24 protein-coding genes are annotated in these 25,363 nt (G+C 68.6%); 10 read left to right on the top strand and 14 right to left on the bottom strand.

Annotation, left to right across the window (positions count from 1 at the left end; translation table 11 throughout):
- Positions 1–37 precede the first annotated feature (37 nt).
- Positions 38–1,717, bottom strand: coding sequence for a DUF885 domain-containing protein (locus tag IEY84_RS00735; protein WP_229788193.1), 1,680 nt, complete (start codon positions 1,715–1,717; stop codon positions 38–40).
- Positions 1,718–1,810: 93 nt separating this feature from the next.
- On the opposite strand from IEY84_RS00735, the gene IEY84_RS00730 reads away from it, so the two are divergent.
- Together IEY84_RS00730 and IEY84_RS00725 are read left to right on the top strand one after the other, a co-directional pair.
- Positions 1,811–2,380, top strand: coding sequence for a SigE family RNA polymerase sigma factor (locus IEY84_RS00730; protein ID WP_229788191.1), 570 nt, complete (start codon positions 1,811–1,813; stop codon positions 2,378–2,380).
- Positions 2,373–3,647: a hypothetical protein gene (locus IEY84_RS00725; RefSeq protein ID WP_183541289.1), complete on the top strand. Its 1,275-nt coding sequence runs from the start codon at positions 2,373–2,375 to the stop codon at positions 3,645–3,647. Before IEY84_RS00730 ends, IEY84_RS00725 begins: the two co-directional genes overlap by 8 nt.
- On the opposite strand, the gene IEY84_RS00720 is transcribed toward IEY84_RS00725, so the two are convergent.
- From IEY84_RS00720 to IEY84_RS00690, 7 genes are all read right to left on the bottom strand, one after another.
- Positions 3,614–4,960: a glycosyltransferase family protein gene (locus tag IEY84_RS00720; protein ID WP_183541286.1), complete on the bottom strand. Its 1,347-nt coding sequence runs from the start codon at positions 4,958–4,960 to the stop codon at positions 3,614–3,616. The genes IEY84_RS00725 and IEY84_RS00720 overlap by 34 nt on opposite strands.
- 18 nt (positions 4,961–4,978) lie before the next feature.
- Complete coding sequence (locus tag IEY84_RS00715; RefSeq protein WP_183541282.1) at positions 4,979–5,710, bottom strand: ATP-binding cassette domain-containing protein; 732 nt, start codon at positions 5,708–5,710, stop codon at positions 4,979–4,981.
- Positions 5,707–6,291, bottom strand: a complete 585-nt coding sequence (locus tag IEY84_RS00710) for a hypothetical protein (RefSeq protein WP_183541279.1) — start codon at positions 6,289–6,291, stop codon at positions 5,707–5,709. The genes IEY84_RS00715 and IEY84_RS00710 overlap by 4 nt, the downstream gene beginning before the upstream one ends.
- Positions 6,288–7,565 (bottom strand): hypothetical protein, encoded by a 1,278-nt coding sequence (locus tag IEY84_RS00705; protein ID WP_183541276.1) that lies wholly within the window; start codon positions 7,563–7,565, stop codon positions 6,288–6,290. The genes IEY84_RS00710 and IEY84_RS00705 overlap by 4 nt, the downstream gene beginning before the upstream one ends.
- 86 nt (positions 7,566–7,651) lie before the next feature.
- Positions 7,652–8,122 (bottom strand): hypothetical protein, encoded by a 471-nt coding sequence (locus tag IEY84_RS00700; RefSeq protein WP_183541273.1) that lies wholly within the window; start codon positions 8,120–8,122, stop codon positions 7,652–7,654.
- Between the two features lie 212 nt (positions 8,123–8,334).
- The gene (locus IEY84_RS00695) at positions 8,335–8,550 is read right to left on the bottom strand and encodes an acyl-CoA carboxylase subunit epsilon (RefSeq protein ID WP_183541270.1); all 216 of its coding nucleotides are present in this window, start codon (positions 8,548–8,550) and stop codon (positions 8,335–8,337) included.
- Positions 8,551–8,713: 163 nt separating this feature from the next.
- Positions 8,714–10,321, bottom strand: a complete 1,608-nt coding sequence (locus IEY84_RS00690; RefSeq protein WP_183541267.1) for an acyl-CoA carboxylase subunit beta — start codon at positions 10,319–10,321, stop codon at positions 8,714–8,716.
- A 61-nt stretch (positions 10,322–10,382) separates the two neighbouring features.
- On the opposite strand from IEY84_RS00690, the gene IEY84_RS00685 reads away from it, so the two are divergent.
- From IEY84_RS00685 to IEY84_RS00670, 4 genes are all read left to right on the top strand, one after another.
- Positions 10,383–11,180 carry a biotin--[acetyl-CoA-carboxylase] ligase gene (locus IEY84_RS00685; RefSeq protein ID WP_183541264.1) on the top strand — a complete coding sequence of 266 codons (798 nt, stop codon included), beginning with the start codon at positions 10,383–10,385 and terminating at the stop codon, positions 11,178–11,180.
- A 36-nt stretch (positions 11,181–11,216) separates the two neighbouring features.
- Entirely contained in the window at positions 11,217–12,167 is a 951-nt protein-coding gene (locus tag IEY84_RS00680) for an adenylate/guanylate cyclase domain-containing protein (RefSeq protein WP_183541261.1), read from the top strand.
- A 249-nt stretch (positions 12,168–12,416) separates the two neighbouring features.
- Entirely contained in the window at positions 12,417–12,716 is a 300-nt protein-coding gene (locus tag IEY84_RS00675) for a winged helix-turn-helix domain-containing protein (RefSeq protein WP_229788189.1), read from the top strand.
- Between the two features lie 95 nt (positions 12,717–12,811).
- Positions 12,812–13,969, top strand: coding sequence for a 5-(carboxyamino)imidazole ribonucleotide synthase (locus IEY84_RS00670; RefSeq protein ID WP_183541257.1), 1,158 nt, complete (start codon positions 12,812–12,814; stop codon positions 13,967–13,969).
- Between the two features lie 129 nt (positions 13,970–14,098).
- Here IEY84_RS00670 and IEY84_RS00665 read toward each other — a convergent pair whose 3' ends face one another.
- Positions 14,099–16,831, bottom strand: a complete 2,733-nt coding sequence (locus tag IEY84_RS00665; protein WP_183541254.1) for a DEAD/DEAH box helicase — start codon at positions 16,829–16,831, stop codon at positions 14,099–14,101.
- Between the two features lie 133 nt (positions 16,832–16,964).
- On the opposite strand from IEY84_RS00665, the gene purE reads away from it, so the two are divergent.
- Positions 16,965–17,462, top strand: coding sequence for a 5-(carboxyamino)imidazole ribonucleotide mutase (gene purE, locus IEY84_RS00660; protein WP_183541251.1), 498 nt, complete (start codon positions 16,965–16,967; stop codon positions 17,460–17,462).
- 84 nt (positions 17,463–17,546) lie between these two features.
- Here purE and IEY84_RS00655 read toward each other — a convergent pair whose 3' ends face one another.
- Genes IEY84_RS00655 through IEY84_RS00640 form a run of 4 tightly spaced genes read right to left on the bottom strand, consistent with a single transcriptional unit; the run spans position 17,547 to position 22,103 of the window.
- Positions 17,547–19,115 (bottom strand): CocE/NonD family hydrolase, encoded by a 1,569-nt coding sequence (locus IEY84_RS00655; protein WP_183541248.1) that lies wholly within the window; start codon positions 19,113–19,115, stop codon positions 17,547–17,549.
- Positions 19,115–19,444, bottom strand: coding sequence for an AtuA-related protein (locus IEY84_RS00650; protein ID WP_183541245.1), 330 nt, complete (start codon positions 19,442–19,444; stop codon positions 19,115–19,117). The genes IEY84_RS00655 and IEY84_RS00650 overlap by 1 nt, the downstream gene beginning before the upstream one ends.
- Positions 19,441–20,781 (bottom strand): acyclic terpene utilization AtuA family protein, encoded by a 1,341-nt coding sequence (locus IEY84_RS00645; protein WP_221208414.1) that lies wholly within the window; start codon positions 20,779–20,781, stop codon positions 19,441–19,443. Before IEY84_RS00645 ends, IEY84_RS00650 begins: the two co-directional genes overlap by 4 nt.
- Positions 20,769–22,103 (bottom strand): CitMHS family transporter, encoded by a 1,335-nt coding sequence (locus IEY84_RS00640; protein WP_183541242.1) that lies wholly within the window; start codon positions 22,101–22,103, stop codon positions 20,769–20,771. The genes IEY84_RS00645 and IEY84_RS00640 overlap by 13 nt, the downstream gene beginning before the upstream one ends.
- A gap of 64 nt (positions 22,104–22,167) precedes the next feature.
- On the opposite strand from IEY84_RS00640, the gene IEY84_RS00635 reads away from it, so the two are divergent.
- A complete protein-coding gene (locus tag IEY84_RS00635; protein ID WP_183541239.1) occupies positions 22,168–23,118 on the top strand; it encodes a LysR family transcriptional regulator in 951 nt (316 codons plus the stop codon).
- Here IEY84_RS00635 and IEY84_RS00630 read toward each other — a convergent pair.
- The gene (locus tag IEY84_RS00630) at positions 23,109–23,555 is read right to left on the bottom strand and encodes a CoA-binding protein (protein ID WP_183542193.1); all 447 of its coding nucleotides are present in this window, start codon (positions 23,553–23,555) and stop codon (positions 23,109–23,111) included. The two genes, IEY84_RS00635 and IEY84_RS00630, sit on opposite strands and share 10 nt — an antisense overlap.
- An 84-nt stretch (positions 23,556–23,639) precedes the next feature.
- Here IEY84_RS00630 and IEY84_RS00625 point away from each other — a divergent pair, with 84 nt between their 5' ends.
- The gene (locus IEY84_RS00625; RefSeq protein ID WP_183541236.1) at positions 23,640–24,812 is read left to right on the top strand and encodes an acyl-CoA dehydrogenase family protein; all 1,173 of its coding nucleotides are present in this window, start codon (positions 23,640–23,642) and stop codon (positions 24,810–24,812) included.
- Complete coding sequence (locus IEY84_RS00620) at positions 24,809–25,324, top strand: GNAT family N-acetyltransferase (protein WP_183541233.1); 516 nt, start codon at positions 24,809–24,811, stop codon at positions 25,322–25,324. Before IEY84_RS00625 ends, IEY84_RS00620 begins: the two co-directional genes overlap by 4 nt.
- The last annotated feature ends 39 nt before the right edge of the window (positions 25,325–25,363 follow it).

The raw sequence follows: 25,363 nt of genomic DNA, 5'->3' as shown, positions 1-25,363 counted from the left end.
AACATCCACTGCTCGACCGAGTTACCTCGGTGAGCGTTCAGAGCCGAGCCAACGCCGCCCGCAGCGGATCCAGCCCGAGCGAGCCGAGGTCGAGCGCAGCGCGGTGGAAGGCCTTCATGTCGAACGCGGCACCGGCACGGGCCCGCGCGTCCTCGCGGGCCTGGAGCCAGATCCGCTCACCGACCTTGTAGGACGGCGCCTGGCCCGGCCAGCCGAGGTAGCGGGCTACCTCGAAGTCGAGGAAGGCGTCCTCCATCAGGCAGTGCTGTCCGATGAACTCGCGGCCGAGAGCGGGCGTCCAGACCTCGCCGGGGTGGAAGCCGAACGGGTTGTCCTCCGGGATCGTCAGCTCCAGGTGCATGCCGATGTCGATGATCACCCGTGCGGCCCGGAAGGACTGGCCGTCGAGCATGCCGAGACGGTCACCGGGATCATCGAGGTAGCCGAGGTCGTCCATGAGGCGCTCGGCGTAGAGGGCCCAGCCCTCACCGTGGCCGGAGACCCAGCACATCAGCCGCTGCCAGCGGTTGAGCAGCTCGGCGCGGTAGGCGGTCTGGGCGACCTGGAGGTGATGACCCGGCACGCCCTCGTGGTAGACCGTGGTCAGCTCGCGCCAGGTGCCGAACGAGGTGACCGACTCGGGCACCGACCACCACATCCGGCCGGGACGGGAGAAGTCCTCGGAGGGGCCGGTGTAGTAGATCCCGCCGTCGGTGGTCGGAGCGATCATGCACTCGATCCGGCGGACCGGCTCGGGGATGTCGAAGTGCACGTCGGCCAGCTCCGCGATCGCGCGGTCGGCGGTGGTCTGCATCCACTTCTTGAGCGCGTCGGTCGAGGTCAGCTGCCGCGCGGGGTCCTTGTCGAGATGGGCGGCCGCCTCGACGACGCTCGATCCCGGCAGGATCCGGTCGGCGGTGGCCTCCATGTCGTCGGAGAGTCGCTTGAGCTCGTCCCAACCCCAGGCGTACGTCTCCTCCAGGTCGATCTCGGCGCCCAGGTAGCGCCGTGAGGCCAGCTGGTAGTGGTTGCGCCCGACGGCCTCCTTCGGCAGCCCGTTGGGGAGCAGGTCAGCGGCCATGAAGCGGCCGAACTCGGCGAACGCCTCGTTGGCCTTCACGGCCGAGGCCTCGAGGTCGGCGCGCAAGGACGCGGGAACGGCCTCGGGGACACGTGAGACCAGGCCGGTGAAGAAGTCGCCGGCCGTCTTCTGTCCGGTCCAGCTCAGGATCTGGTCGACGACCTTCTCGTACTGAGCCGTCGCCGAGACTCGTCCGGCCGCGGCCTCGTCCCGAAGGGTCGCGGTGTAGCCCGCGACGGCGTCCGGCATCCCGGCCAGCCGGGCGCCGATCGCGGCCCAGTCGTCCTCGGTGTCGGTCGGCATCAGGTCGAAGACCTCGCGCAGGTTGTGGATGCCGCTGGTGATGACGGAGACGAACTTCCGGTCCAGCTGCGCCTCGGCGAACTCGATGTCGAGCCCGACCCGCTCCAGGAATGCATCCTTGGCGACCTGCTCGCGCTCGTCGACCGGCTTGATCGCGGCCACGTCGGCGTAGGCCGCCCGGTGGAGCTCCTCCACCGCCTGCATCCCGTCGGGGGAGAGGTCGGGGAGCTCAGCGTCGTGGCCGGCGACACCGACGAACGTCGCGGTCAGCGGGTCGAGGGCACAGAGCTCCTCGACATAGCGGTCGGTGCGGGCGTCTACTTCTCGGGTCACCCGGCCAACCATAGGTGTGGGGCCGGTCACGGCAACTCAATTCCGGGCTACACGCAACGAACGCGCCAGACTTCGCGTAGGAGGTGTGTGAACGTGCCAGAGGAGGTGTCCGTGGATGCCGACGAGCAGGAGGGGAGCCTGGCCAAAAATGTGGATTTTGGGGCCTGGGTGGCCTCGAGGGGGCCCGCGCTGCAGCGGTTCGCCTATCTGGTGACCGGCAACAACTCCGACGCTCCTGACCTGGTGCAGGACGCCCTCGCCCGTGCGCTGCCGCGGTGGGAGTCGCTGGCGGCGTCCGGGACGGCGGAGGCGTACGTGAAGAGGAGCATCGTCAACGGGTCGATCAGCGGCTGGCGCAAGCGGCGCCGGCTGGTGCTGGTCGAGGACGTCGAGCCGATGGCGACCAGCCATGAGCCCGGCCCCGAGGAGCGAGACGCGGACGAGGCGTGGGAGCTGGTGCAGACGCTCCCGTCCAACCAGCGAGCGGCGGTGGTCCTCCGGTTCTACGAGGACCTGTCGTTCGCGCAGATAGCGACGGTGCTCGACTGCGCCGAGGCGACCGCCCGCTCACATGTGCACCGGGCGCTGGCCAAGCTGAGGCAGCGCTTGAACGAGCAAGGCTCTGTTGATCAGAGAGGGAACGAGGGGGTTGACAATGAGTGACTTCGAGCGCGAGGAGCGGGCCTTCCGGGCCGCCTTGGCACGCGCGGCCGACGGCTTCGAGCCGCGGGAGCTCGCGATCCCCGGGGCCGCTGAAGAGCCCGACGGGGCGACCGAGGCCGAGGAGAAAGCACCCGTACGCCGGCGGAGCACCTGGATCCTAGCCGCGGCCGCCGCGGTGGTGGCCGTCGTCGGACTCGGCGGGGTGGTGACCAGTCTGCAGAACGGCGGCAGCAGCGGGGACGGCACGGTCGCGAGCGACGCGTCCGGTGACGAGGACAGCGCCGGCGACGCGCCCAGGCCGCTCGGCAAGAAGGAGGCTGCGGCGCCGGAGGGTACCTATGACGAGGGTGGCCGCAACGACCTTCCCGCGCCCGCGGAGGGGAACCGCTGGGCGGTCCGCTACGACATCGCCTTCCAGGTGCCGGAGGAGTGGGCCGACGCGACGGCACCGGCGCTGCCGGAGTGCATCGCGAAGCCCGGCGACCGGTGGGACACCGTTCCGCGGACGCCGTACGTCGCGAACGTGACCAACCAGCCGGTCCCGAGCATCGCCTGCAACGAGACCGATGACCGAGACTTCCCACCGCAGTTCGGCAAGGTGCCGTTCGCGTTGTGGCAGCCCTACGTCCTGATCGAGAAGCCGGACAAGGGCGCCAGCCTCCAGACCGGTTCCTTGAAGCACGAGGGTTGGCTGCTGACCCGGGTCTTCATCGAGGATGCATACGCCACGATCCTCACGGGTCCCGGAGACGACGAGATCAACAGCCAGATCAAGAGCTCGCTGCGGACGACACCGAAGGACCCCTACGGCTGCGAGACCGCCTCGCCGCTGGCTGAGGGCGACCCGGTGCGCCCGAAGACCGAGCCGAAGACCTCACCGCTGGAGGGCGATGCTCCGGAGTCGATCGCGATCTGCCGCTACGAGCCGTCCTCGGCATCGCTGACCGGCTCGCGCGAGATCTCCGGCGCCGAGGCTGCCGGCCTCGTGGAGGCTATTCGGAGTGCGCCTGACCGCTCCGGTCCCAACACGCCGCAGAACTGTGCGCCCGCGCAGCCGGTCACGGCGTACGTGATCCTGCGGATCTTCCGTGACGGGGACGAGCCCCAGGACGTCTACGTGAACTACGAGAACTGCGACGACCACGGGTTCTACGACGGGATCGGCGTGCACGAGCTCACCGCGGCGGCCTGCCGGCCGGTCTTCGCCGAGGAGCCGGTCACGATCTACTCGGTTCAGGGCGACGTCGCCAAGGTCTGCCTCTCCTGACCCTCGGTTGCTGGCCGGCCCCGCTCGGGGAGGGCGGCCAGCAACCGAGTGGTGCGCCACGCGGCGTAGAGGAAGAGGAGCACCAGCAGGCCGTTGCGCCACGCCAGCACCTCGGTGATCCACGGTGTGCCGACGTCATTGAAGGTGAGCATGTAGCCGTACATCCGCGGGAAGATCTCATGGGTCAGCAGCGTCACCGCGACCAGCACGACCGACCAGATCCCGAGCCGTCTGCGGGCACGGCCGCGGAGCAGGACCAGGCCGGCGGAGGCGGCGGGGAGCAGCCAGAGCATGTACTGAGGGCTGAGCACCTTGTTGGTCACCAGGAACGCGGCCACGGTCGCGAGCACCAGCCACACGATCGTCTCCTCGGTCTTCTCCCCGTTGGGAAGGCGGCGCCAGGCGAGGACCCACCAGACGATGACGAGCGCCCCGGCGACCACGGAGGCAACCGTCGCCGCGAGGAGCAGCGCCTCGACCATCGGGCCGCTGACGTCGTACGCCTTCCACTCGGTGTAGTCGACGGTGAGACCGCTCGCCGGACCGTCGTGCCCCCACGCGACCATCGCCGGGGTCGCGAAGACCGACTCGATCTGAAGCCCCCGTTCGCCCTGGTAGTTCAGTGGTGTCCAGAGCCGGTCCCAACCGCCGAGGACCAGACTCAGACCCGCCAGTACGACGCCGGTGCCGGCGACGGTCAGGACGACCTGTCGGCGCGTGGTCCGATTGGCTGCCAGCGCCGGGATGACCAGGATCGGCCAGTACTTCGCGCCGGTCGCGAAGGCCGCGAACGCAGCCGCCACCTTCGGCCCCCTGATCGCGTAGAGCACCGCCAAGCCGACCATGATGCCGGGGAAGAGGTCGAAGCGGGCGTACGCCGTCGCTCCCAGTGCGGGCACCGCGGCGAGCCACAGTGCCTCGCCGCCGGAGACCCCGAACCGGGGGTGCTCCCGGCGCCGGTTCCAGACGATCAGCACCATGAAGAGCAGATCGGTCAGCACCGCCATTGCCAGCACCGCCACGATGTAGGCGTCGCCGCCCAGGCCGAACAGGTCGATCGCTGCGTACGGGACCCAGAGCAGCAGCAGCGCCGGCACCGGATACTCGATCAGCGTGCCCGCGACGCCATCCTGGGTGAGCGCGTCGAGGCTGTCTCGGTAGTAGTTGACGTCGCCCACCACGCCCCACTCGGCGCCCCACCAGTCGAACCAGCCTTCAGCTGCCTCTGGGAAGCCGTAGAGGACCACCACCCACCCCCGGGTCACCAGCCATGCCAGGGTGACCAGGAGATATCGCCGAGAGAACGTGATCACCCCGGGATCATATGCAGGTCAGCCCAGGGTGAGCGCGGTGTACGCCGCTTCCGCGAGCCGACTCTCCGGGGTACCCACCGGTGCGTTGCGCAGATAGTCGTAGGTCGGTCCGTCGTAGCGGATCTGGCCCTTGCTCATCACGGTCACATGGGTTGCGTCCTCCGCGAGGTCCGCGACGTCGTGAGTCGACATCAGCACCTTGACGCCGCGATCAGCGATCGTGGTGAGGATGTCGCGGAACGTACGCCGCTGAGTCGGGTCCATCCCAGCCGTCGGCTCATCGAGGAGCAGGACGCTGCTGCGGTGAATCGTCGCGGATGCAACGCCGAGACGGCGCAATTGCCCGCCGGAGAGAGTCTTCGTCTTGTGATCGGCTTGGTCGGCCAGGTTGACCGTCGCGAGTGCGTCCAAGGACGCCGCCCATGCCTCCGAACGGCTCATGCCTTTGAGCCATCCGGTGTACGAGACCTGTTCGCGAGCGGTCAGTGCGGTCATCGCGGTGACGTTCTGCGGCATCCACGAGACGTGCCGCCGGAACTCGCGGGTCTTGGAGGAGATGCCATCGACATTGACCTGCCCTCGTCGCGGGTACGTGACCGACGCCCCGAGCCGAAGCAGGGTCGACTTTCCGGCACCGTTGGGTCCCAAGAGGATGGTGAGTCCATCTGGGAGTTCATAGTCGAACCCGGCGAGCACGTCCGTGCGCCATGGCCGGTAGCGATAGCTGATGTTGTCGAAGTGCAGGGTCATGGGAGCTTCCTTGCGGTGAGGTAGGTCAGGAGTACGCCGAGGGTGATCGCGACGACGGCGGCGATCGTCGCGTGCCAGGCGCCGATCGGCAGGCCGGTGACTGCCCATGAGAAGAACTCCGTGGGTGTGCGGTGGCCGACCAGAATCACCACCAGCACCCAACCGGTGGCCACGACGATGCCGCCTCGCGCGGTGAAGGATCTGGCGGCCAGCATCAGACCGGTCAGGAAGACGGTATTGCGGGCGAGGACCAGTGCCTCGTCGGCGTGGGTGAGGAGGTACCCCACTCCAGTGATTGCGAGAGTGCCGGCGAGCGCGGTCGTGATCAGGAGGGTGTCCAGGATCGGGACAGGGCGGATCGAGGTGAGCTCAGCCTCGGGCAGCCGGGACTCGAGACAGAGCGCGAGGGTCGCGGCGAGGATGAGCGGCGCGAACGTCAAGACTGGGACGGTCTGGTGGCTGACGGTCCATGAGACCAACGGTGCGCTTACATCGGTGAAGAGGGCAGCGGCGAAGGCGATCAGCACCAGCCCGGTGCCCAGGACCGCGGCGACCCTGCGTGCCCTGATCCACAAGATCATTTGGCGTCCTCGCAGGCTTTGGACTTGATCCTCTGGAACCATTTTCGCTGCGCCGGATCTGGCTTGGCGGAGACCGTCGCAACCGTCCGCATCAGGTCGGCGTGCTGTTTGCGGGTGTAATAGGGGTCCTCGCCGGCGTACGACTCGAAGGTGCGCGTGATGCCGAGCTTTTCGCCGAGCCACATCTGGACGACGCGGTAGGCAAGGTGATCGTCCGCATCGCAGCCGAACCGAACCTCTTCGACGAGCAGTGGGCCGACGACCGAGCCGTTCTTGTGTCCCTGAAGCAGAAAGACGTACCTCGTTCCGTCGATCGCTGGGGGATCGAAGCGGCCGTAGATGCTTCGCTCGGTGACGGTTTCAGGCACGGTTGTTGTCACACCGTACGCCGTGAGTACTTTGTAGGCCGAGTGCACGGTCCGACGGACCTCATCGAGGTCCCCGCCCGCCTGCACAGGAAGACAGACCTTCGGGCGTTCGCCCGCGCAGGTGAGCGGGACGTTGCCCGCGTTCATGCTGGGGTTGTAATCCCAATCCTTGACGATCGAGTAGCTGGCGAAGGTCGAGACCAGTATCAAGGCGCCACCGGTGACGAGCGTGACCAGCTTCGGAAGCCGACTCCACAGCAACGCAACTGCCGTGGCCAGGCCCGCGGTGGGCAGGACTTGCGCAACCATTGAATCGATGGTGGCTGACTCACCGAATCCGGGGCCATCCAGGTAGTAGCCACTCATGTGGCGTACGAACATCGGATCGACCGCAACCGTCACGGACACCAGATAGAACACGGCGCACGCCAGAATTGGTGCCGCAATGATCGGGCTGACGTTTCGACCTACGGTGAACCCGATGACGGCCCAAGATGCGGAGAGCGCAAGGCCGAGGAACAGAGGCTGCGGGCTGTCCCATGTCGGCATCGTCGGTCGCTCGACGAACGCGGCGACGACCGGAACCAAGAACATGAGCCAAGCCATCGCAACGACGGGGGTCAAGGCGGTCGCGATGACAGTCGCAGACTGTCGCAAGGGAGCGATCCCCCAAACTCCGTCGCGGTTGAGACGAGCGCCCTGCCATGCCCCAGTTGCGGCAGCGAGAGCATATGCGACGGGATACACCGTCGCGACCGGGGCCGCGACGAGCATGGGAGCTGAGGCAATGGGGACGTAGAGGACTTGGTCTCGACCATTGACGAAGTAGTAGAACACCGCTGCGGCGAGGGCGACTGGGAGGATCGGCAGAGCAGCGGAGGAACGGAATAGCGCGCGGAAACGCATGCGGATCTTTCATGTTCGCGCGGGGCGCCGGCCGAGCACGGCAAGGCGGTTGGACCGACGCCCCGGTTGTCCGAGAGATGTCTCGGCTAGTCGGCCAGGGAGGTGTCCACGCCAACCCAGCTGACGTGGAGGAGCCCGTTGTTGTCGGTGCCGTAGGTGCCTACCCGCGGGGTTTTGAAGTAGTACGGGTAGGTCCCACTCGTAAGGTTGTTCCACTCGCCGATGCTTCGCGTCGTGTCGCTGTTGAAGCACTTCACGTACTCCTTGCTCCCGTAGTGCACGTCGGGTTGGAGATTGATATCGCGCCACACGCGGACGTCAGCTTCCTGCGCCTGGCCATAACCCTGGACCTCGCAGTCCTCCCACTTGATCTGGGTATAGGGCCCGGTGTCGTTCCATCGCCGTGACTCGCCGACGCCGTCTGACCAGCCGGACAGGGAGCCGGTCCAGTTCGCCATGGCGGCGGGGGCTGAGACGGCAAGGATGGCTCCTACGGCTCCTACGGCGGCTACGGCGAACAGGCCACGCTTGACGCTACGGGTGGGGAATACTCGCATCGAGACTCACTTCCATAGATGGGTGCAGGGGTATGGCGGCCCGGAATCTATGGTTCCCGCGTTGTCCTTGCCGGTGTAGTGCTGAGGTCGTGGGGAGCGTGTGTATGAACTGTGGACATGGGTAGTCGAGTCGCGGCTCGAACGGTCGCGTGAAAAGCGCCCGTTCGCGACCAGAGGTCACGAACGGGCGCGGGTGATGCGATGGCGGTCTGTCAGTGCGGGAGGCCGCTGGCGCGCCAAGCATTGGAGCCGGGGTGGAGGGGCGTACGTAGTTGGGGGGTTGCCCAGAGGGAGCGCTGCTTCTTCTTCGGTGCCCCGCCGGCGGAGCCCAGGGCTGAGAAGACGGCGACGATCGCGGCTACGTCTTCGGGGGTGGCGTTCTGGTCGATGACCTTGAGCAGGGGCTTCTGCTCTTCGTTGTCGGTCATTCCGTGACCACCTTTCGTTGCTTCGATTGCCTTACGTCGGGCTTTCGCCGAGTCGGCGCAATACGGTCCTCGCTCGCTTCGCTTCGCTGCGGTCCGTTTGCGCCGACTCGGCGCGCTCGCGAAGAAGCAGGCAATATCCCGCTCCTCGCTTGCTTCGCTCACATCAGAGCGGGATATTCCCATGCTTCTTCGCGGGAAGGGTCTCGCGCTTGGTGCGCAGGAGACGGAGCGCGCGGGTGACCTCGGCGCGGGTCTCGTGCGGCGGGATGACCGCGTCGACGTAGCCACGCTCGGCGGCGATGTAGGGGTTGGCGAGCGTGGTCTCGTACTCGTCGATCAGCTCGGCGCGCTTGGCCTCGACGTCGCCGCCGGCGGCCTCGACCTCGGCCAGGGTGCGGCGGTGGACGATGTTGGCCGCGCCCTGGGCGCCCATGACCGCGATCTGGGCGGTGGGCCAGGCGAGGTTGATGTCGGCGCCGAGGTGCTTGGAGCCCATCACGTCGTAGGCGCCGCCGTAGGCCTTGCGGGTGATGATCGTGACGAGCGGGACGGTGGCCTCGGCGTAGGCGTAGATCAGCTTGGCGCCGCGGCGGATGATGCCGTTGTGCTCCTGGTCGGTGCCGGGCAGGAAGCCGGGGACGTCGACGAAGGTGATGACGGGGACGTTGAAGGCGTCGCAGGTGCGGACGAAGCGGGCGGCCTTCTCGGAGGCGTCGATGTCGAGGCAGCCGGCGAACTGCATCGGCTGGTTGGCCACGATCCCGACGGGACGGCCTTCGATGCGGGCGTAGCCGATGATGATGTTGGGCGCCCACAGCGCCTGGACCTCGAGGAACTCCTCGTCGTCGACGATGTGCGAGATGACCTCGTGCATGTCGTAGGGCTGGTTGCCGCCGTCAGGGATGAAGGTGTCGAGCTCGCGGTCGAGGTCCGAGATCTCCAGGTCCGCGGTCTCCTCAAAGGCCGGCGGCTCCTCCATGTTGTTGGAGGGGAGGTGGGAGAGCAGCGCCTTGACGTACTCGATCGCGTCCTCCTCGTCGGAGCCCATGTAGTGGGCCACACCCGACTTGGAGTTGTGGGCGAGCGCGCCGCCGAGCTCCTCCATGGTGATGTCCTCGCCGGTGACGGTCTTGATGACGTCGGGGCCGGTGATGAACATGCCGGAGGTCTTGTCGACCATGATCGTGAAGTCGGTGACGGCCGGGGAGTAGACGTGGCCGCCGGCGCAGTTGCCCATGATCAGGCTGATCTGCGGGATCACGCCGGAGGCGTGGACGTTGCGCTTGAAGATCTCGCCGTAGAGCCCCAGGCTCACGACGCCCTCCTGGATGCGCGCGCCGGCGCCCTCGTTGATGCCGATCAGCGGTGAGCCGGTCTTGATCGCGAGGTCCATGATCTTGGTGATCTTCTCGCCGTAGACCTCGCCCAGCGAGCCACCGAAGACGGTGAAGTCCTGGGAGAAGACGCAGACCTGGCGGCCGTCGATGGTGCCGTAGCCGGTCACCACGCCGTCACCGAAGGGACGGTTCTTCTCCAGCCCGAACGCCGTCGAGCGGTGGCGGGCCAGCTCGTCGACCTCCTGGAAGGAGCCCTCGTCGAGCAGCATCTCGATGCGCTCGCGGGCGGTCTGGCGCCCCTTGGCGTGCTGCTTCTCGACAGCCTTGGCGGAGCCGGCGTGGACGGCCTCGTCGAGACGACGCTCCAGCTCGGCCAGCTTCCCGGCGGTCGTGTGCAGGTCGATCTCGGTCTCAGGGGTTGCTTCGGCGCTCACGGTGCTCCTTTGGACTTCGGGCGGTGCGGAGGCCAATCTAATGCCCGTGCCACCTTCTGCGATGCGACGCCCGTCACTTGACCACACCCGGCTCGATGGTCTATCGGGCGGGTGGCGGGTCGAGATCCTCGAGTCGACCCCGTCGACGAACGCCGAGCTGGCCTCGCGGGCGCGCTCGGGCGAGGCATCGGGACTGGTGATCACCACCGAGCACCAGACCGCGGGCCGGGGACGCCTGGATCGGGGCTGGACCACCCCGGAGCGCTCGGCGCTGACCGTCTCTGCGCTGCTCCGTCCAGACCCGTCGATCTCGGTGGAGCGGTGGCCGTGGCTGCCTTTGATGACCGGCGTCGCCGTTGCTTCCGGGTTGCGGAAGATGGGGTACGCCGCCGGGCTGAAGTGGCCCAACGACGTACTCATCGAGGGTCGCAAGGTGTGCGGAATCCTGATCGAACGGATCGAAGGAGCGACCGCCGAGTCGGGGGCGGCAGCCGTGATCGGGTTCGGGCTCAACACCTCGCTGACCCGCGAGGAGCTGCCGATCAAGACCGCCACCTCGTTGGAGCTGGATAGCGGTGCACCCGTCGACCGCACCGCGGTGCTGGCGGCGTTGCTCGAAGAGCTGTGGGCGGCGTACGAGATCTGGGGGTCCGATCCTGCCGAGCTCGCTCGCCGATACCGCGAGCTGTCGGTGACCGTCGGCGAGCAGGTGCGGGCCGAGCTGCCGGGTGGGGAGGTCTGGGAGGGCGTGGCCACCGAGATCGACGACTTCGGTCGGCTGGTCATCGCGACCGGTCAGGGGTCGCGGGTGGTCGGCGCGGGCGACGTGATCCATGCCCGGCTCCGTCCCCGGCCGTGACCAGCGCTCGTACGAGCCGGATGGCATGATCGGTTCGTGGCGAAATCGAAGCAGCCCGTCAACCTGACCTCGGCGGAGGTCGCCGAGAAGGCAGGCGTGAGCCCCGACCAGGCGAAACGTCTGTGGCGCGCGCTGGGGTTCCCGGAGATCGGGGATGACGAGGCGTTCTTCGACGAGGCGGACGTGAACGCTCTCACCAAGGCCAACGAGATCGCCGGCAACGGGCTGGTCAGCTTCGACCTCGTCGTCAACCTGACCCGCGGCATCGGACAGTCGATGGCGCGACTCTCCGACTACGAGGTCTCCGCGCTGCTGCACCACGTCGAGACTCAGAACGAGGACGACCGTACGCCTGCCGAGCTGCTGAAGGCGACCGTCTCCGTTTCAGAGCAGTTCGAGAGCGCCTTCGAAGAGATGATGATCTTCGCCTGGCGGCGGCACATGCGCGCTGCCCTGGCCAGGGCCGAGGCGTCGGTCGCCGGGCCCGAGGAGCAGCTCGGCACGGTCTGGCAGACGGTCGGCTTCGCCGACATCGTCTCCTTCACCGCGCTGTCGAACACGCTGACCGAGGAGAAGATCGGCGACCTCGTCGAGCTCTTCGAGTCGCGGTGTGCCGACGTGGTCGCGACCTGGGGCGGCCGGATCATCAAGTCGCTTGGCGACTCGGTGCTCTTCGTCAACGACGACCCGCTGCAGGCCTACGGCACCGCTGAGGGGATCATCAACGTGATCGGCCGCGACCCGCGGATGCCTGACGTACGGGTCGGGCTGGCCTCTGGCAACGTCGTCTCGCGCCTGGGGGACGTCTTCGGGCCGCCCGTGAACATGGCCGCGCGGCTGACCGCCGTCGCCCGTCGCAACCGGATCATCGTCGACGAGGCGACGGCCGGGACCATGCCCGAGGACGAGTTCGAGACCCGGCGGCTGGCTGCTCGACCGGTGCGAGGCTTCGGGATCGTGGAACCCGTCGCGGTCCGTCGTGTCTGAATCGTTACCATCCAGGGTGCTGCTGACCTGCGGTTTCGTAAATTTGTTCACATTCTGTTGTAGTTAACAGTCGACCAACGAGGCGCCCTGATTCCTTTACCTCGTCGGGCCTTCGTGGGCATGGTGGAGAGCGCCGTTCGGGGGTGCACGTTTGTCATGCCCAATTCGTTGCGCTGTGGCATGAAGATGTCACTGGCAATATCGTGCAATCCTTTGCCAAGGGCTCTTTACCTCCCTAATGTCGATCTCATGATCGAGGTACAGGAGATCAAGCTCGACCCCGAGACGCGGCGAGCATGGCGGAACGATGAGGAGCTGACGCTCTCTCGCAAGGAGTTCGACCTGGTTCATGCCCTGATCAAGAGGGCTGGCAACGTCGTCTCCCGTGACGAGTTGATGAGGGACGTGTGGAACGCGACCTTCTACACCTCGTCGAAGACCATCGACGTACACCTGGGATGGGTGCGTCGCAAGCTGGGCGACGACCCCCGGAAGCCCCATCTGATCACCACGCTGCGCGGCAAAGGGCTGCGCTTCGAAAAGGCCTGACCCCTCTCGGGGCCCGCCGCGGCCGGTTTCGCGGATAGCGTGAGGGGGATCCGCGAAATCGGCCCCGGCGGGGCAGTCTCATTATTCTGTCGGTCGTGACCCTCGCACCGACACTTGCGATCATCGGCGGCGGCCAGCTGGCCCGCATGATGGCTCAGCCTGCAATCGCGCTCGGCCTCCCGCTCCGGCTTCTCGCCGAGGGCGAGGGCGTCTCGGCGGCTCAGGTGATCCCTGACCAGCTGGTCGGCGACTACCGCGATCTGGACACGTTGAAGAAGGTCACCGAGGGCTGTGCGGTTGTCACCTTCGACCACGAGCACGTCCCGACCGAGCACCTGCACGCGCTCGAGGCTGCCGGCGTCGCGGTCCGCCCCGGGCCTGACGCCCTCGTGCACGCCCAGGACAAGGGCGTGATGCGCGCTCGGCTGACCGAGCTCGGCATCCCGTGCCCGCGCAACGCCATCGTGTCGTCCGTGGCCGAGGTCGAGGCGTTCGGTTTCCCGTGCGTCCTCAAGACCACCCGCGGCGGTTACGACGGCAAGGGCGTCTGGGTCGTACGCGACGTCGTCGACGTCGCCGAGCCGCTCCGCGTCGCGGAGGAGGCGGGTGTCCAGGTCCTGGCCGAGGAGCTGGTCGACTTCCGCCGGGAGCTCTCCGCGATCGTCGCCCGTTCGCCGAGCGGCCAGGCCGCTGCGTACCCGGTCGTGCACACCTACCAGGAGAACGGCGTCTGCAAGGAGGTCATCGCGCCGGCGCCCGACCTCTCGCCCGAGCTCGCCGTCCAGGGCGAGCAGATCGCGCTGCGCATCGCGGGTGAGCTCGGCGTCGTCGGCATCCTGGCGGTCGAGATGTTCGAGACCGTCGATGGCCGGCTGCTCGTCAACGAGCTCGCCATGCGTCCGCACAACACCGGCCACTGGACCCAGGACGGCGCGGTCACCTCGCAGTTCGAGAACCACCTGCGCGCGGTCATGGACCTGCCCCTGGGCTCGCCAGCACCCCGCGCCAAGTGGTCGGTGATGGTCAACATCCTCGGCTCGACCAGGGAGAACGTCGGCCGCCTCTACGACGGCTACCCGCACGCCATGGCCCGCGACCCGCACCTCCGCGTCCATCTCTACGGCAAGGAGATGCGGCCAGGTCGCAAGGTCGGCCACGTCAACGTCTACGGCGACGACCTCGAGGAATGCCTCGAGCGCGCCCGCCACGCCGCCGACTGGTTCCAGGGCGACCTCGGCAACGACTCCGACTGATCGCCGAGGCGTCACTCGCGTCGGTCGAGACGTCACTCAGGTCGGCCGATATGTCGCACCGGTGCCAACTCGGCCTGCGGAAGTGACGTCTCGGCCGACGTACCTGACGTCTCGGCGGGGCTGGGATTGTCAGACGCCGAGGCGCTGGCGTTCGGTGGCTATGACGTCGCGGGCGATCTCGGCGTCGGAGGCTTCGGCGGCGAGGGCGGTGGAGAGGTCCTCGGGGTGCGAGGTCTCGTACGCTTCCGGGCTGCTGGCTGCGGTGGCGCTGACCCGGGCGAAGTCGTCGAAGAGCTCGGCCTTGGCGGCGAGGATGTCATGGACGCGCTGGTCGACGCCGACCTCGGAGAGCAGGCGGTGGACCTGGACCGACTGGAGCTGGCCCATCCGGCGCGCGCGGGCGATCGCCTGCCACTCGATGGTCGGTTTGAGCTGCGGCTCGCAGATGACGACGACGCTGGCCGACTGGATGTTGAGGCCGACGCCGCCGGCGACGATCTGGGTGACCAGGACGGCGCCGTGGCCGGCCGCCGAGAACTCGTCGACCATCCGCTGGCGGTCCTCGGCCGGAACCGACCCGGTCAGAGGCCCGAAGACCTCGCCCGGCAGCAGCGTGACCAGGTCGTCGAGGACCTTCCTGAAGTGGGAGAACACGATCACGCGGCGCCCGTTCTCCTCGGCCTCGCCGACGATCTCGACCAGCCGTTCGACCTTGGCCGACGCGATGCCCTGGAGCATCGCGGCCTGGCGCATGGCCATGAAGTTGCCGTCGCGGACGCACACGGCGTACGCCTGCACGTCGGCCGCGGACAGCGGCAGCCAGTCCTCGATCTCGACGAGGTCGGGCAGCTCGGTGAGCACGTCCTCCTGGTTGCGGCGCAGGTAGACGGGTGCGACCTGCTTGCGGAACCGATGGGGGTTGAACTCGTCGGCGGAGAGGAGCAGGTCGGGGCGGAGGTAGGAGACCAGATTGCGGAACTCGTCGATCCGGTTCTCCAGCGGCGTGCCGGTGAGCAGGATGGCGCGATCGGAGGAGTCCAGCACTCGGCGTACGCGTTCGGTGCGCTGGGTGCGTGGCGACTTGATCATGTGTGCCTCGTCGACCACGACGCAGGCGATCTCGACCTGGTCGAGGAAGGGCCGGATGGCATGGAGCGTCTCGTAGGTGGTGACCGCGACGCCGCCCTGCTCGACCCAGGTCTTGGCTGCTTTGAGCCGCCGGTTGCCGTGGAGCCGGTGGGGGATCAGGGTCGTCTTCGAGTCGGTCTCGCGCACCCAGTTGGTGACCACCGCGGCTGGACAGACCACCAACGTGTGCGACGCGCTCATGGCATGCAGGTGGGCGAGCACCGCCAGCGACTGGAGCGTCTTGCCGAGCCCCATCTCGTCACCGATGATCACCTTCATCTGCACCAGCGCGAAGCGGACGCCGAAGTGCTGGTAGCCGCGCAGCGATGCGGTCAGGTTATTGGTGCGCAGCTCTTGGGCCCGGACCGCCTCGATGATCTCGGCGGACAGGTCGCCGTGGATCTTGTCCTCGTCCTCGGTGAGAAAACCGAGCTCGGAGAGCATCGCGTAGTAGTCGGCCGGTCGCTTCTGGAAGTCCTCCCAGGGGTCGGCCGGCCGGTTGCCAGGGCGCACCCGCCGCGCCATCTCGGCTCGGTGTGCGATCGCCCGCAGCGCGCTCTGGAAGTCGTCGAGGCTGGCCGCGGCGGCCAGGATCAGGTGGAACTTCGCGGCGCCGTTGGCGGAGTGGGTGAGCGACCGGGTCAGCGGCCGCAGCGACTGGACCAGGGCGAGCTCCGCTCCCGCGTCCTTCGTACGCCGCCCGGCCTCCCACTCCGCCAGGCGCGCGAGCAGCCTGGTGGCTGCAGGGGTGCGGCGCTCGTTGTCGATGGCGAGAGGCATCTCGTCGTAGGTGCGCTGCCACAGCGCCTGCGCCGCCTCCTGCATCCGCATCGCGGTGGCAGGGCCAACTCCGGGGAGCTCGCGCAGGTCGGAGACGGGATGGATGACCTCGTGGACGGTGCGGATCCCGGCCGCGAGGAGGGGCTCGATGCGTACGAGGTCGGCGAGCTCCTCGACCGGGATCGACCTGACCGCGATGTCGGTGTCGGCGCTCCTTACCGCGTTGCCGGCCTCGGTCGCGGCCCGGCGAGCGGGTTCCTCGGAGCGCCTGGCCTCGTCGAGCGCCTCGCCCTCGTTGCGCAGGGCCTCGATGCCTTTGCGATGGGAGAGGACGGCGTCCGAGCCCAGACTTTCGAGGGCAGGGATCAGACCGACGCTCGGCAGCAGTGCCTCGCGGATCCGGACCCGGCGCCGATCCGGCAGCTTGGACAGCTCACCGAGCAGCCGGGTGGCATCGATGTCGCTCGCCCACCGGTGGAGGTCGAGAACCCGCCTGCCCGACAGTTCGGCCTCCTGTCGGCGGCTCGCGCGCAGCAGCAGGCGCCGGGCGCCGTAGGCCGTCTTCGCCTGTCCGATGTCGCAGGCGAGATCGGCCAGCGCAGTGACCAGCTCCTGAGTGACATCGTCGACGGGTTCGAGCGAGTGGTGGCGGGCGATCGCGGCCAGCCGCGGCCCGTCGCTCCGGTCGAGCGCGATGCTGCGCCAGGCCACCTGGGCCGCCCGCTTCAGCTCGGCCGCGCTCGCCCGGTAGTGGTCGACCGCCGCTGCCGCCTCCCGCTCGATCTCGGCCCGCGCACCTGTTGCCGTCGTCGCCTTCCTGGACCATGACGAGACCTGCCGCAGCCGGGACGGCAGCGCTTTCCGCTCCGCCTTGGACAGCCTGGTGAACCGCTCGACCATGGTCGGAGCAGGTGGCGCGATGACGACGACGTCGGTGCTCGTAGCTGGGTCCATCTGCCTTTGTGGGGGTCGTTGGGGACTGCGGGACGGCGTCGGATGACCCTAGCGGGCAGCACCGACATCGAGATGACGGGCGGAGGGCGGACCGATGACGCCCGCGACGCTGGCCTCCACATAGCCTGTCCCCATGAGTGCACGCGTGGGAATCGTGATGGGGTCCGACTCCGACTGGCCGACGATGAAGGCGGCAGCCGAGCTTCTCGACGAGTTCGGGATCGAGTGGGAGGCCGATGTGAAGTCGGCCCACCGGATGCCGCAGGAGATGCTCGACTACGGCCGCGAGGCTGCCGGTCGCGGCCTGTCGGTGATCATCGCCGGCGCGGGCGGCGCAGCCGCGCTCCCAGGCATGCTCGCCTCCGTCACCCCGCTTCCGGTCATCGGCGTCCCGGTGCCGCTGAAGTACCTCGACGGCATGGACTCGTTGATGTCGATCGTCCAGATGCCCGGTGGCATCCCCGTTGCCACCGTCGCCATCGGCAACGCCAAGAACGCCGGCATCCTCGCCGCCCGCATCCTCGGCGTCTCGGACCCCGGGCTGCAGCAGAAGCTGGTGGCGTACGAGAAGTCCCTCTCCGAGCTGGCGGCTGCCAAGGGTGAGGTCGTCCGCAACGCCACCCGATCGTGAGTTGTGAAGCTCAGCGCGGTCTATAGGCCGCGCTGAGCTTCACAACCCTCCCGCTGTCGCGGCCGGTCCCGGGCAGCGACGGATTCAGTCGAGCGCGCCCTCGAGAACCGGCACGGTCAGGCGGGATCCACGGGCACCCAGGTCGACGGATACCCGCCCGGACGGTGCGACGGAGTCGATCTCGGGATAGTCGTCGCTAGAGAGCCGGACCGTCAGCCGATGTCCCGCGATCAGACGGTAGTGGGTCGGCCAGACGTGCACACCGAGGTCATACGTCTTCCCAGGCCGCACCGGGAGCGGCTCGGCGTGCGATCGCCGGTGACTGGCCTTGAGCCAGCCTTCGGTGACGCGCGTCCGGGTGCCGTCCGGCGCCTCGTCGTAGATCACCAGCGCGAGATGGCCCTCGGTGGCGGTGAACGAAGCCCGGATGGTCGACTCGATGCTGCCCGCGATGACGACGTCCCGGCTCACCGGACGGGTCCGGAAGAGGAGCTGCTCGTGAGCTTCGGGCAATGTGGTCTCGGTGTTGACGGTGAACTCTCGTGTCCCGGGCCGTCCACCGCCGGCTCGCAGACTTCCTACAGCGCTCAGCGCCAGGTCGACCTCATCGGTCCCCGCGGGCGGCCACTGGGCGTACTGTTCCCAACCCTCACCGGCACCCGGCCCGGGAATCTCGTACGAGGTGACCTTCGCCGCGGGCAGCGGAGCGCTCTCGTCACCCCGCAGCCAGTGGTCCCACCAGGCCAGATAGCCGCCGCGGCCGATGTCGGCGCGCTGGCCCTCGGGGTAGCCGTGCACCCACGGGCCGGAGACGAGCCAGACATTGTCGGGCTGCGCGAGGAAGTTGCCGACCATCCCATCGCGATAGCGGTCGTACCAGCCGTTGATCTCCAGGGTGGGCACTGTGAGCCGGTCCCAGCGCGACTTGACGCTGCGCCCGCGCCAGAATTCGTTGTACGTCGGGTGTTGCGGGTAGGTCACGAGCGTGCCGGGCGCCGTGCTCGCCTGCCAGCCGCGGATCTGGGCGTTGGGGATCCCGCCGCGGTAGATGGTGTTCTCGTACCAGTCGCTCAACCCGTTGATCGGGATGATCGCGCGAAGGCTTGGCGGCCGATTCACCGCCGCGAGCAAAGTGGCGTGCCCGCCGTAGCTGAGCCCCATCTGACCGATGTCGCCGGTCGAGCTCGGGTGGTCGGCCAGCCACTCGATGACGTCATAGTTGTCGCGCTGCTCCTGCGGGCTGAAGGGGTCGAGCTCGCCGGGCGAGGCGCCGGAGCCACGGACCTGGCAGACCAGAGCGTTATAACCCCGCTCGACGAAGTAGGCGGCGCCCTCACCGAACGCGCCCGCGTTGGCGGCGTACGCGGTGAACTCGTAGACGATCCCGGGGAACTCTCCCGGCGCCGGGTCGGTCGCGGACGTACCGGGGCGGTAGAGTTGGCAGGCCAGCGCGTTCCCGTCGCGGACCGGGACCTGCACGTCCTCACGGACGACGTCATACGTCGAGGCGCGCGCGTAGCCGAAGAACGGATCTGCGGGCGGCTCGTCGGTGGCGGTGGTCGACTGGCCGGTCGCGCCCGCCGGAGCGATCCCGTGGAGCGTGGCGACGACAGCCGCGGTGGCCGCGGCCGCGGCGAAGGTGCGTCGGAGCATCAGCGGGTCCTTTCGAGGCGGAGCATCAACAGGTGGTAGCCGAGGGTCTTGCCGTGGCCGTCCAAGCCGGAGTAACCGGTGACACCGCCGGCGAGAACGGTCGGAACCCGGAAAACCAGCGCGGGAAGGTGCGGCAGGTCGGTGCGGACGACGGGTTCGGTGACGGCGAAGTGGTGGGCCACCGCCTCCGGTGTCAGCGCGCTTTCGAGAACGGCGTACGCCTCCGCGTCCCGCGGTAGCACGGCGAGGATCAGGGTGTCGCCCTTGTCGCCGGCGCGGACGTCGGCGAGGTCATCGACGGTGACCTGGTCGAAGGTCCGGTCGTTCATCGCTCCTCCATCAGGGTCACGGTCGTGGAGACCAGGTCGCGGGGGACCAGGCAGGATCGGACCACCAGCGTCTGCTGGATGCCCGTGCGGGCTCCGCCACCACCCGCCGGTCCGTTCGTGTAGAGCGACTCGACCTCCCAGCCGACGGTGCGCGCCTGGGCCGCGTCGGCGGTGCGGGCCGTGACGCGGAGACGCACCTCGAGCGGCTCGCTCGTCGGCGCCAGTCCGCGGAACGCTGCACCCGCGCCGATGAGCTCGACGCCGATCGCGTCCGGGGCGACGCCGTGCACGACTGCGAGACGCTCGCGGACGATCTCGGCGCCCAGTTCCGCCCGCGCCAGGGCACGAGGTCCGGCGTAGGAGATCTGCCCTTCGCCGAGCCAGCCACCGCGGAAGCCGAGGGTCACCTTGAGCTCGTCCGGCCTCGCGGCGCCGCTCGCACCGGCCACCTCGACCCGGTCCGGGCCCGCCTGCTGGAACGAGACGCCGGAGAAGTCCGCGACCACGTCAGGAGTGAGGTACGCCTCCGGTCGGTCGACCTCGTAGAGCAGCTGCTCGGTGGCGGTTCGCACGTCGAGCCGGCCGCCGCTGCCGTCGAGCTTGCCGAGCGTCGCGGTGCCGTCGGGGCGTACGTCGGCGAAGGGGAAGCCGAGGCGCGCCAGACCGGGAACCGGCTTGGTGCCCGGATCGGCGAAGTAGCCGCCGGTGAGTTGGCCGGCACATTCCAGGAGGTGGCCGACGACGATGCCTCCGGCCAGCCGCTCCCAGTCGTCAGAGGCCCAGCCGTACTCGTGCTGCAGCGGTCCCAGATAGAGCGCCGGGTCCGCGACCCGGCCGGTGACCACGACATCGGGGTCCTCGGTGAGCGCCTGACGGATCCCGCCGGCGCCCAGGTAGGCGTTGGCCGAGACCAGCTCGTCGGTGCACCTGGAGAGCGGTTCACCGGTCTCCCACACGACAGGGTCGAGGCGGCGTACGGCCGCCAGGGCGTCGTCGCCCGTGACGATCGCGACCCGGGTGGGCCGGCCCAGCGCTCGAGCGACGTCGACGACGCGACGGCCCGCCGCGAGCGGGTTGGCGGCGCCGGAGTTGGTGATGATCCGGGTCCGCCCGGGCTCGATCACGGGAAGAACGGCGCGCATCCGCGCCTCCAGCATCGGGTCGTAGCCGTCGTCGGGGTCGGCGAGACGGCGCAGCTGCCCGGCAGCCACGGTCCGCTCGCCCAGGCACTCGAAGATCAGGTAGTCCAGCGAGCCGTCCCGGGCAAGCTCGACCGCGGGATCGATCCGGTCGCCGGCGAACCCGGCTCCCGCTCCCAGCCGGATCACGAGGCCCACACCGGGATGACGCCGGTGATCAGCGCGACGGCGAGCATGACCATCGAGACCAGCCACGCCCAGCCGATGAGGTGCCGGATGTGCTTGCCGATGTCGACGCCGGCCAGGCCGACCAACAGATAGAACGAGCCGGTGAGCGGGCTGATCGGGAAGCCGACCGTCTCCTCGCCCAGGATCGAGGCTTGGGCGATGTCGGCCGCGGCAATGCCGTGGAGCTCACCGACGCTGATCAGGACCGGGAGGACGCCGAAGTAGTACGGGTCGGGGCCGAACACCAGACTGAGCGGGACGGCCAGCACGGCGACCAGGACCGGAAGCACCGGGGCGGCTCCGTCGGGAAGCGCGCCGGCGGCGGTCTCGGCCATCGCCTCGATCATGCCGCTGCCTTCTAGGACGCCCAGGAAGACACCGGCCGCGATCAACGTGGTCGCCATGAGCATCGCGCCCTTGGCGTGCGCCTCGATGCGATCGGTCTGATCCTTGAGGCCCGGGTAGTTGATGAGGAGCGCCACCACGACGGCGATGAGGAAGACCAGCTCGGGTGTGGCCGCGGCGCTGACCAGAGCGGCGATGACCGCCACGGTGAGGGCGATGTTGACCCAGAACAGGCGGGGTCGGCGCAGTTGCTGCTCCTCGGGGCTGAGGGTGCCGATCCCGTCGAGCGGAACGTCGGTGGTCGGGAGCTCCTCGGTGCCGGCGGGCGCTGCGGCGATCCGACGGGTCTCGCGCCGACCGAGGAACCAGGCGATGACCAGGACGGCGACCATGCCGGCGAGCTGGGCCGGGATGAGCGGCACCCACAGCTCGTTTGCCGGTACTCCGGAGGTGGCGGCGGCGCGGGCGGTGGGGCCGCCCCAGGGGACGATGTTCATGACCCCGGCGCCGAGACCGACGCAAGTCGTGAGAACCAGTCGGCTCATGCCGAGCCGGTCGAAGAGCGGCAGCATCGCCGGAATGGTGATCAGGAAGGTGGTTGCGCCGGCGCCGTCGAGGTGGGCTGCCATGGCGAGGGTCGTCGTGGCCAGACAGACAGTGACGGGCGCATTCCCTGCGAAGGCGACGATGCGGCGGATGATCGGGTCGAACATGCCGGCGTCGCGCATGATGCCGAAGTACACGATCGCGAAGACGAACATCGCCACGACGCCGACGACCCCGCCGAGACCGCCGGCGACGACCTCGCCGATCTCGCTGGGGGAGAAGCCGGCGACGACCGCCGTCAGGACAGGAACACCGGCGAGCGCGACGACCGCCGCGACCCGGTTGGTCAGGAGGAGGGCGAGGATCACCGCGACGGTGATGAAGCCCATGAGGGAGAGCATGGAACGAGTGTGATGATGCTCACTTGTTCCCGTCCAACACCAATACCCGATAGATTGATGTGCTGTGAGCATCGATTTGACCTTGCGTCACCTTCGAGTGGTGATCGCCGTCGCCGACGCGGGTGGCTACACGCCCGCGGCGCGCGAGTTGCACGTCGCTCAGTCCTCCCTGAGCCGTACGGTGCAGGAGGTCGAGCAGCGGATCGGCGTCCCGCTCTTCGAGCGGACCACGCGCCGGGTCGATCCGACGTTGGAGGGCGAGGAGTTCCTTGCGACCGCCCGACGGCTCGTCGCCGATTTCGACACCGCGCTCAACCACTTCGAGGGCTACCTGGCGGGCACCCGCGGCGCGGTCTCCGTGGCCGCGCTCCCGTCCCTGGCTGGCTCGATGCTCCCGCCCGTGCTCGCCGCGTTCCGCCGCGGTCACCCCGAGGTCGCGGTGTTGGTGAAGGACGGATTCTCGGGGGAGGTCCTCGACCTCGTGGTGCGCGGCGAGGTCGACCTCGCCGTCTCGGTCGCTGCTCATGTGCCGGCCGCCTTGGACGTACGCCACATCGCGGTCGACGCCTTCGCGGGCGTGCTGCCGGCCGGCCACCCGCTCGCGGCCAGGGATGAGCTGCGGTGGGCGGATCTGGCGGGTCAGCCGTTCGTCGCCTTCGAACGCATATCGAGCATCCGCAGCTATGTCGACCGGGTGCTGGCCGAGACCGGCACCCGGACCGGGGCGCTCACGGAGGCGCGCAACATCGGCGCCGTCGCGGGCCTCGTCGCCGCGGGGCTCGGGGTCTCCGCCGCGCCCAGCCTGGTGCTGCCGATGATGATGTTCGCCGACGTGGTGGTGCGGCCGTTGGTCGCTCCGGTGGTCGAGCGCGACATCTGCCTCATCCACGATCCGCGGCGGCCGATGTCACGGGCGGCGCAGGCGCTCATGCATCTCCTGGTCAGCGCGGGAGAGCGCGAGATCGCCTCGCCACCCGGAGTGCGGTGGGTGTCTACGGAGCCGGCTCAGGCCTGAGCGCGCTGCCGCTCGAACCAGATCTTGCTGGGGCAGGTGTCCATGACCATCGGTACGCCGGCCGCGGTGGTGCGCTCGAAGGCCGATTCGTCGACCACGCCCATCTGGAACCAGACGCCGCCGGCGCCGATCGCCACGGCCTCGTCGGCGAACTGACCGGCGGCCTCGGAACGGCGGAAGACGTCGACGACGTCGATCTTCCCGACGGCCGCGGCGGCATCGGCGAGGGTCGCGTAGACCTTCTCGCCGAGCACCTCCTTGCCCTCGGCTGCAGCCCCAGGGTGGATCGGGACGATCCGCTTGCCGTGCTGCTGGAGCTCCTGCGCGATCGAGTAGGCGGTGCGGTAGGGGTCGCCCGAGAGGCCGACCACGGCCCAGGTCTCGGAGTCGTCGAGGAGTGTGTCGATGGTGTCCTGGTCGAGCCATGCGGCAGTCATGTCGGCGTAACGAACCAGCCGGCTGAGGGATTCCATGCGGACGGGCATTACCCGTGAGTAGTTAATGGTCATAAACTGCGACACATGAGCGCTGACTACCCGCTGTTCGCCCTCTCCGAGGAGCACCAGGAGATCCGTAAGGCCATCCGCGAGATCTGCGACGCCAAGATCGCGCCGGCCGCGGCGGCCGTCGACGAGGAGGCTCGCTATCCGCAGGAGGCGCACGACGCCCTGGTCGAGACGGAGTTCTTCGCGCCGCACGTGCCGGAGGCGTACGGCGGTGTCGGGGCCGACGCGCTCGCGACGGTCCTGGTCATCGAGGAGATCGCCCGCGCTGACGTCTCGGCCTCGCTGATCCCTGCGGTCAACAAGCTCGGCTCGCTGCCGGTGCAGATCGGCGGCTCGGAGGAGCTGAAGAAGAAGTACCTCGGCAAGCTCGCCGCCGGCGAGGGCAACTTCTCCTACTGCCTCTCGGAGCCCGATGCCGGCTCGGATGCGGCCAACCAGAAGACCCGTGCCGTACGCGACGGCGACTTCTGGGTGCTCAACGGCGTCAAGCGCTGGATCAGCAACGCGGGCGTCTCGGAGTTCTACACCGTGCTGGCGGTGACCGACCCCGAGAAGCGCTCCAAGGGCATCTCCGCCTTCGTCGTCGAGAAGTCCGACGAGGGCGTCAGCTTCGGCGCGCCGGAGAAGAAGCTCGGCATCAAGGGTTCGCCGACCCGCGAGGTCTACCTCGACAACGTACGTATCCCCGCCGACCGGATCATCGGCGAGGAGGGCAAGGGCTTCGGCTACGCGATGCAGACCCTTGACCACACCCGCGTCACCATCGCCGCCCAGGCCGTCGGCGTCGCCCAGGGTGCGCTCGACTACGCGCTCGGCTACATGAAGGAGCGCAAGCAGTTCGGCAAGCCGATCGCCGAGTTCCAGGGCCTGGAGTTCATGATCGCCGACATGGGCATGAAGATCGAGGCCGCCCGGCAGCTGACCTACGCCGCCGCCGGCCGCTCCGAGCGCGGCGACGCGGATCTGACCTTCTTCGGTGCCGCGGCCAAGGCGTTCGCGAGCGACGTAGCGATGCAGGTGACGACGGACGCCGTCCAGCTGCTCGGCGGCTACGGCTTCACCCGCGACTATCCGGTCGAGCGGATGATGCGCGACGCCAAGATCACCCAGATCTACGAGGGCACCAACCAGGTCCAGCGGATCGTCATGGCCCGCCAGCTCCTCGCCGGCATCCAGTCGACGCTGTGACCGGGTTTCGGCTTCGCGAGTGGGAGGAGTCGGACGCGGCGGTCCTGCTCGCTGCGTACGCCGGCGCCGGCATGGCGACCGAGCGGCCGGCAGACGTGGCGACCGTCGAAGATGCCGGACGGTTGATCGCCGGGTGGGCTGAGGACGCGGTCGCGGACCGGGCCTACACCTTCGCGGTCGTGGACGGCGCCGACATCCTCGGGCAGATGCGAGTCACCACCCACCTGCGTGTCCACAGCATCGGGTGGATCTCCTACTGGACCCTCGAGAAGCACCGCGGACGAGGTGTCGGCAGCACCGGTCTGAAGCTGCTGGCCAGGCACTGCTTCGACGAGCTCGACCTCTTCCGCCTCGAGACCGGCCACCGGGTCGACAACCCCGGATCGTGCCGTGTCGCCACCGCGGCAGGGTTCCTCGTCGAGGGCCGAGAACGCCAGAAGCTGCTCTACGACGGCGTCCGCTACGACACCGAGACCCACGCCCGGCTGGCCACCGACCCCGACCCTGCCTGACGCCGAGAGGGCGCGTACGTCGGCCGAGGCGTCACTCCG

The organism is Nocardioides albus (assembly GCF_014648255.1).
GTDB classification, from domain to species: Bacteria; Actinomycetota; Actinomycetes; order Propionibacteriales; family Nocardioidaceae; genus Nocardioides; species Nocardioides albus.
This window is presented reverse-complemented; position numbering and strand designations above follow the sequence as displayed.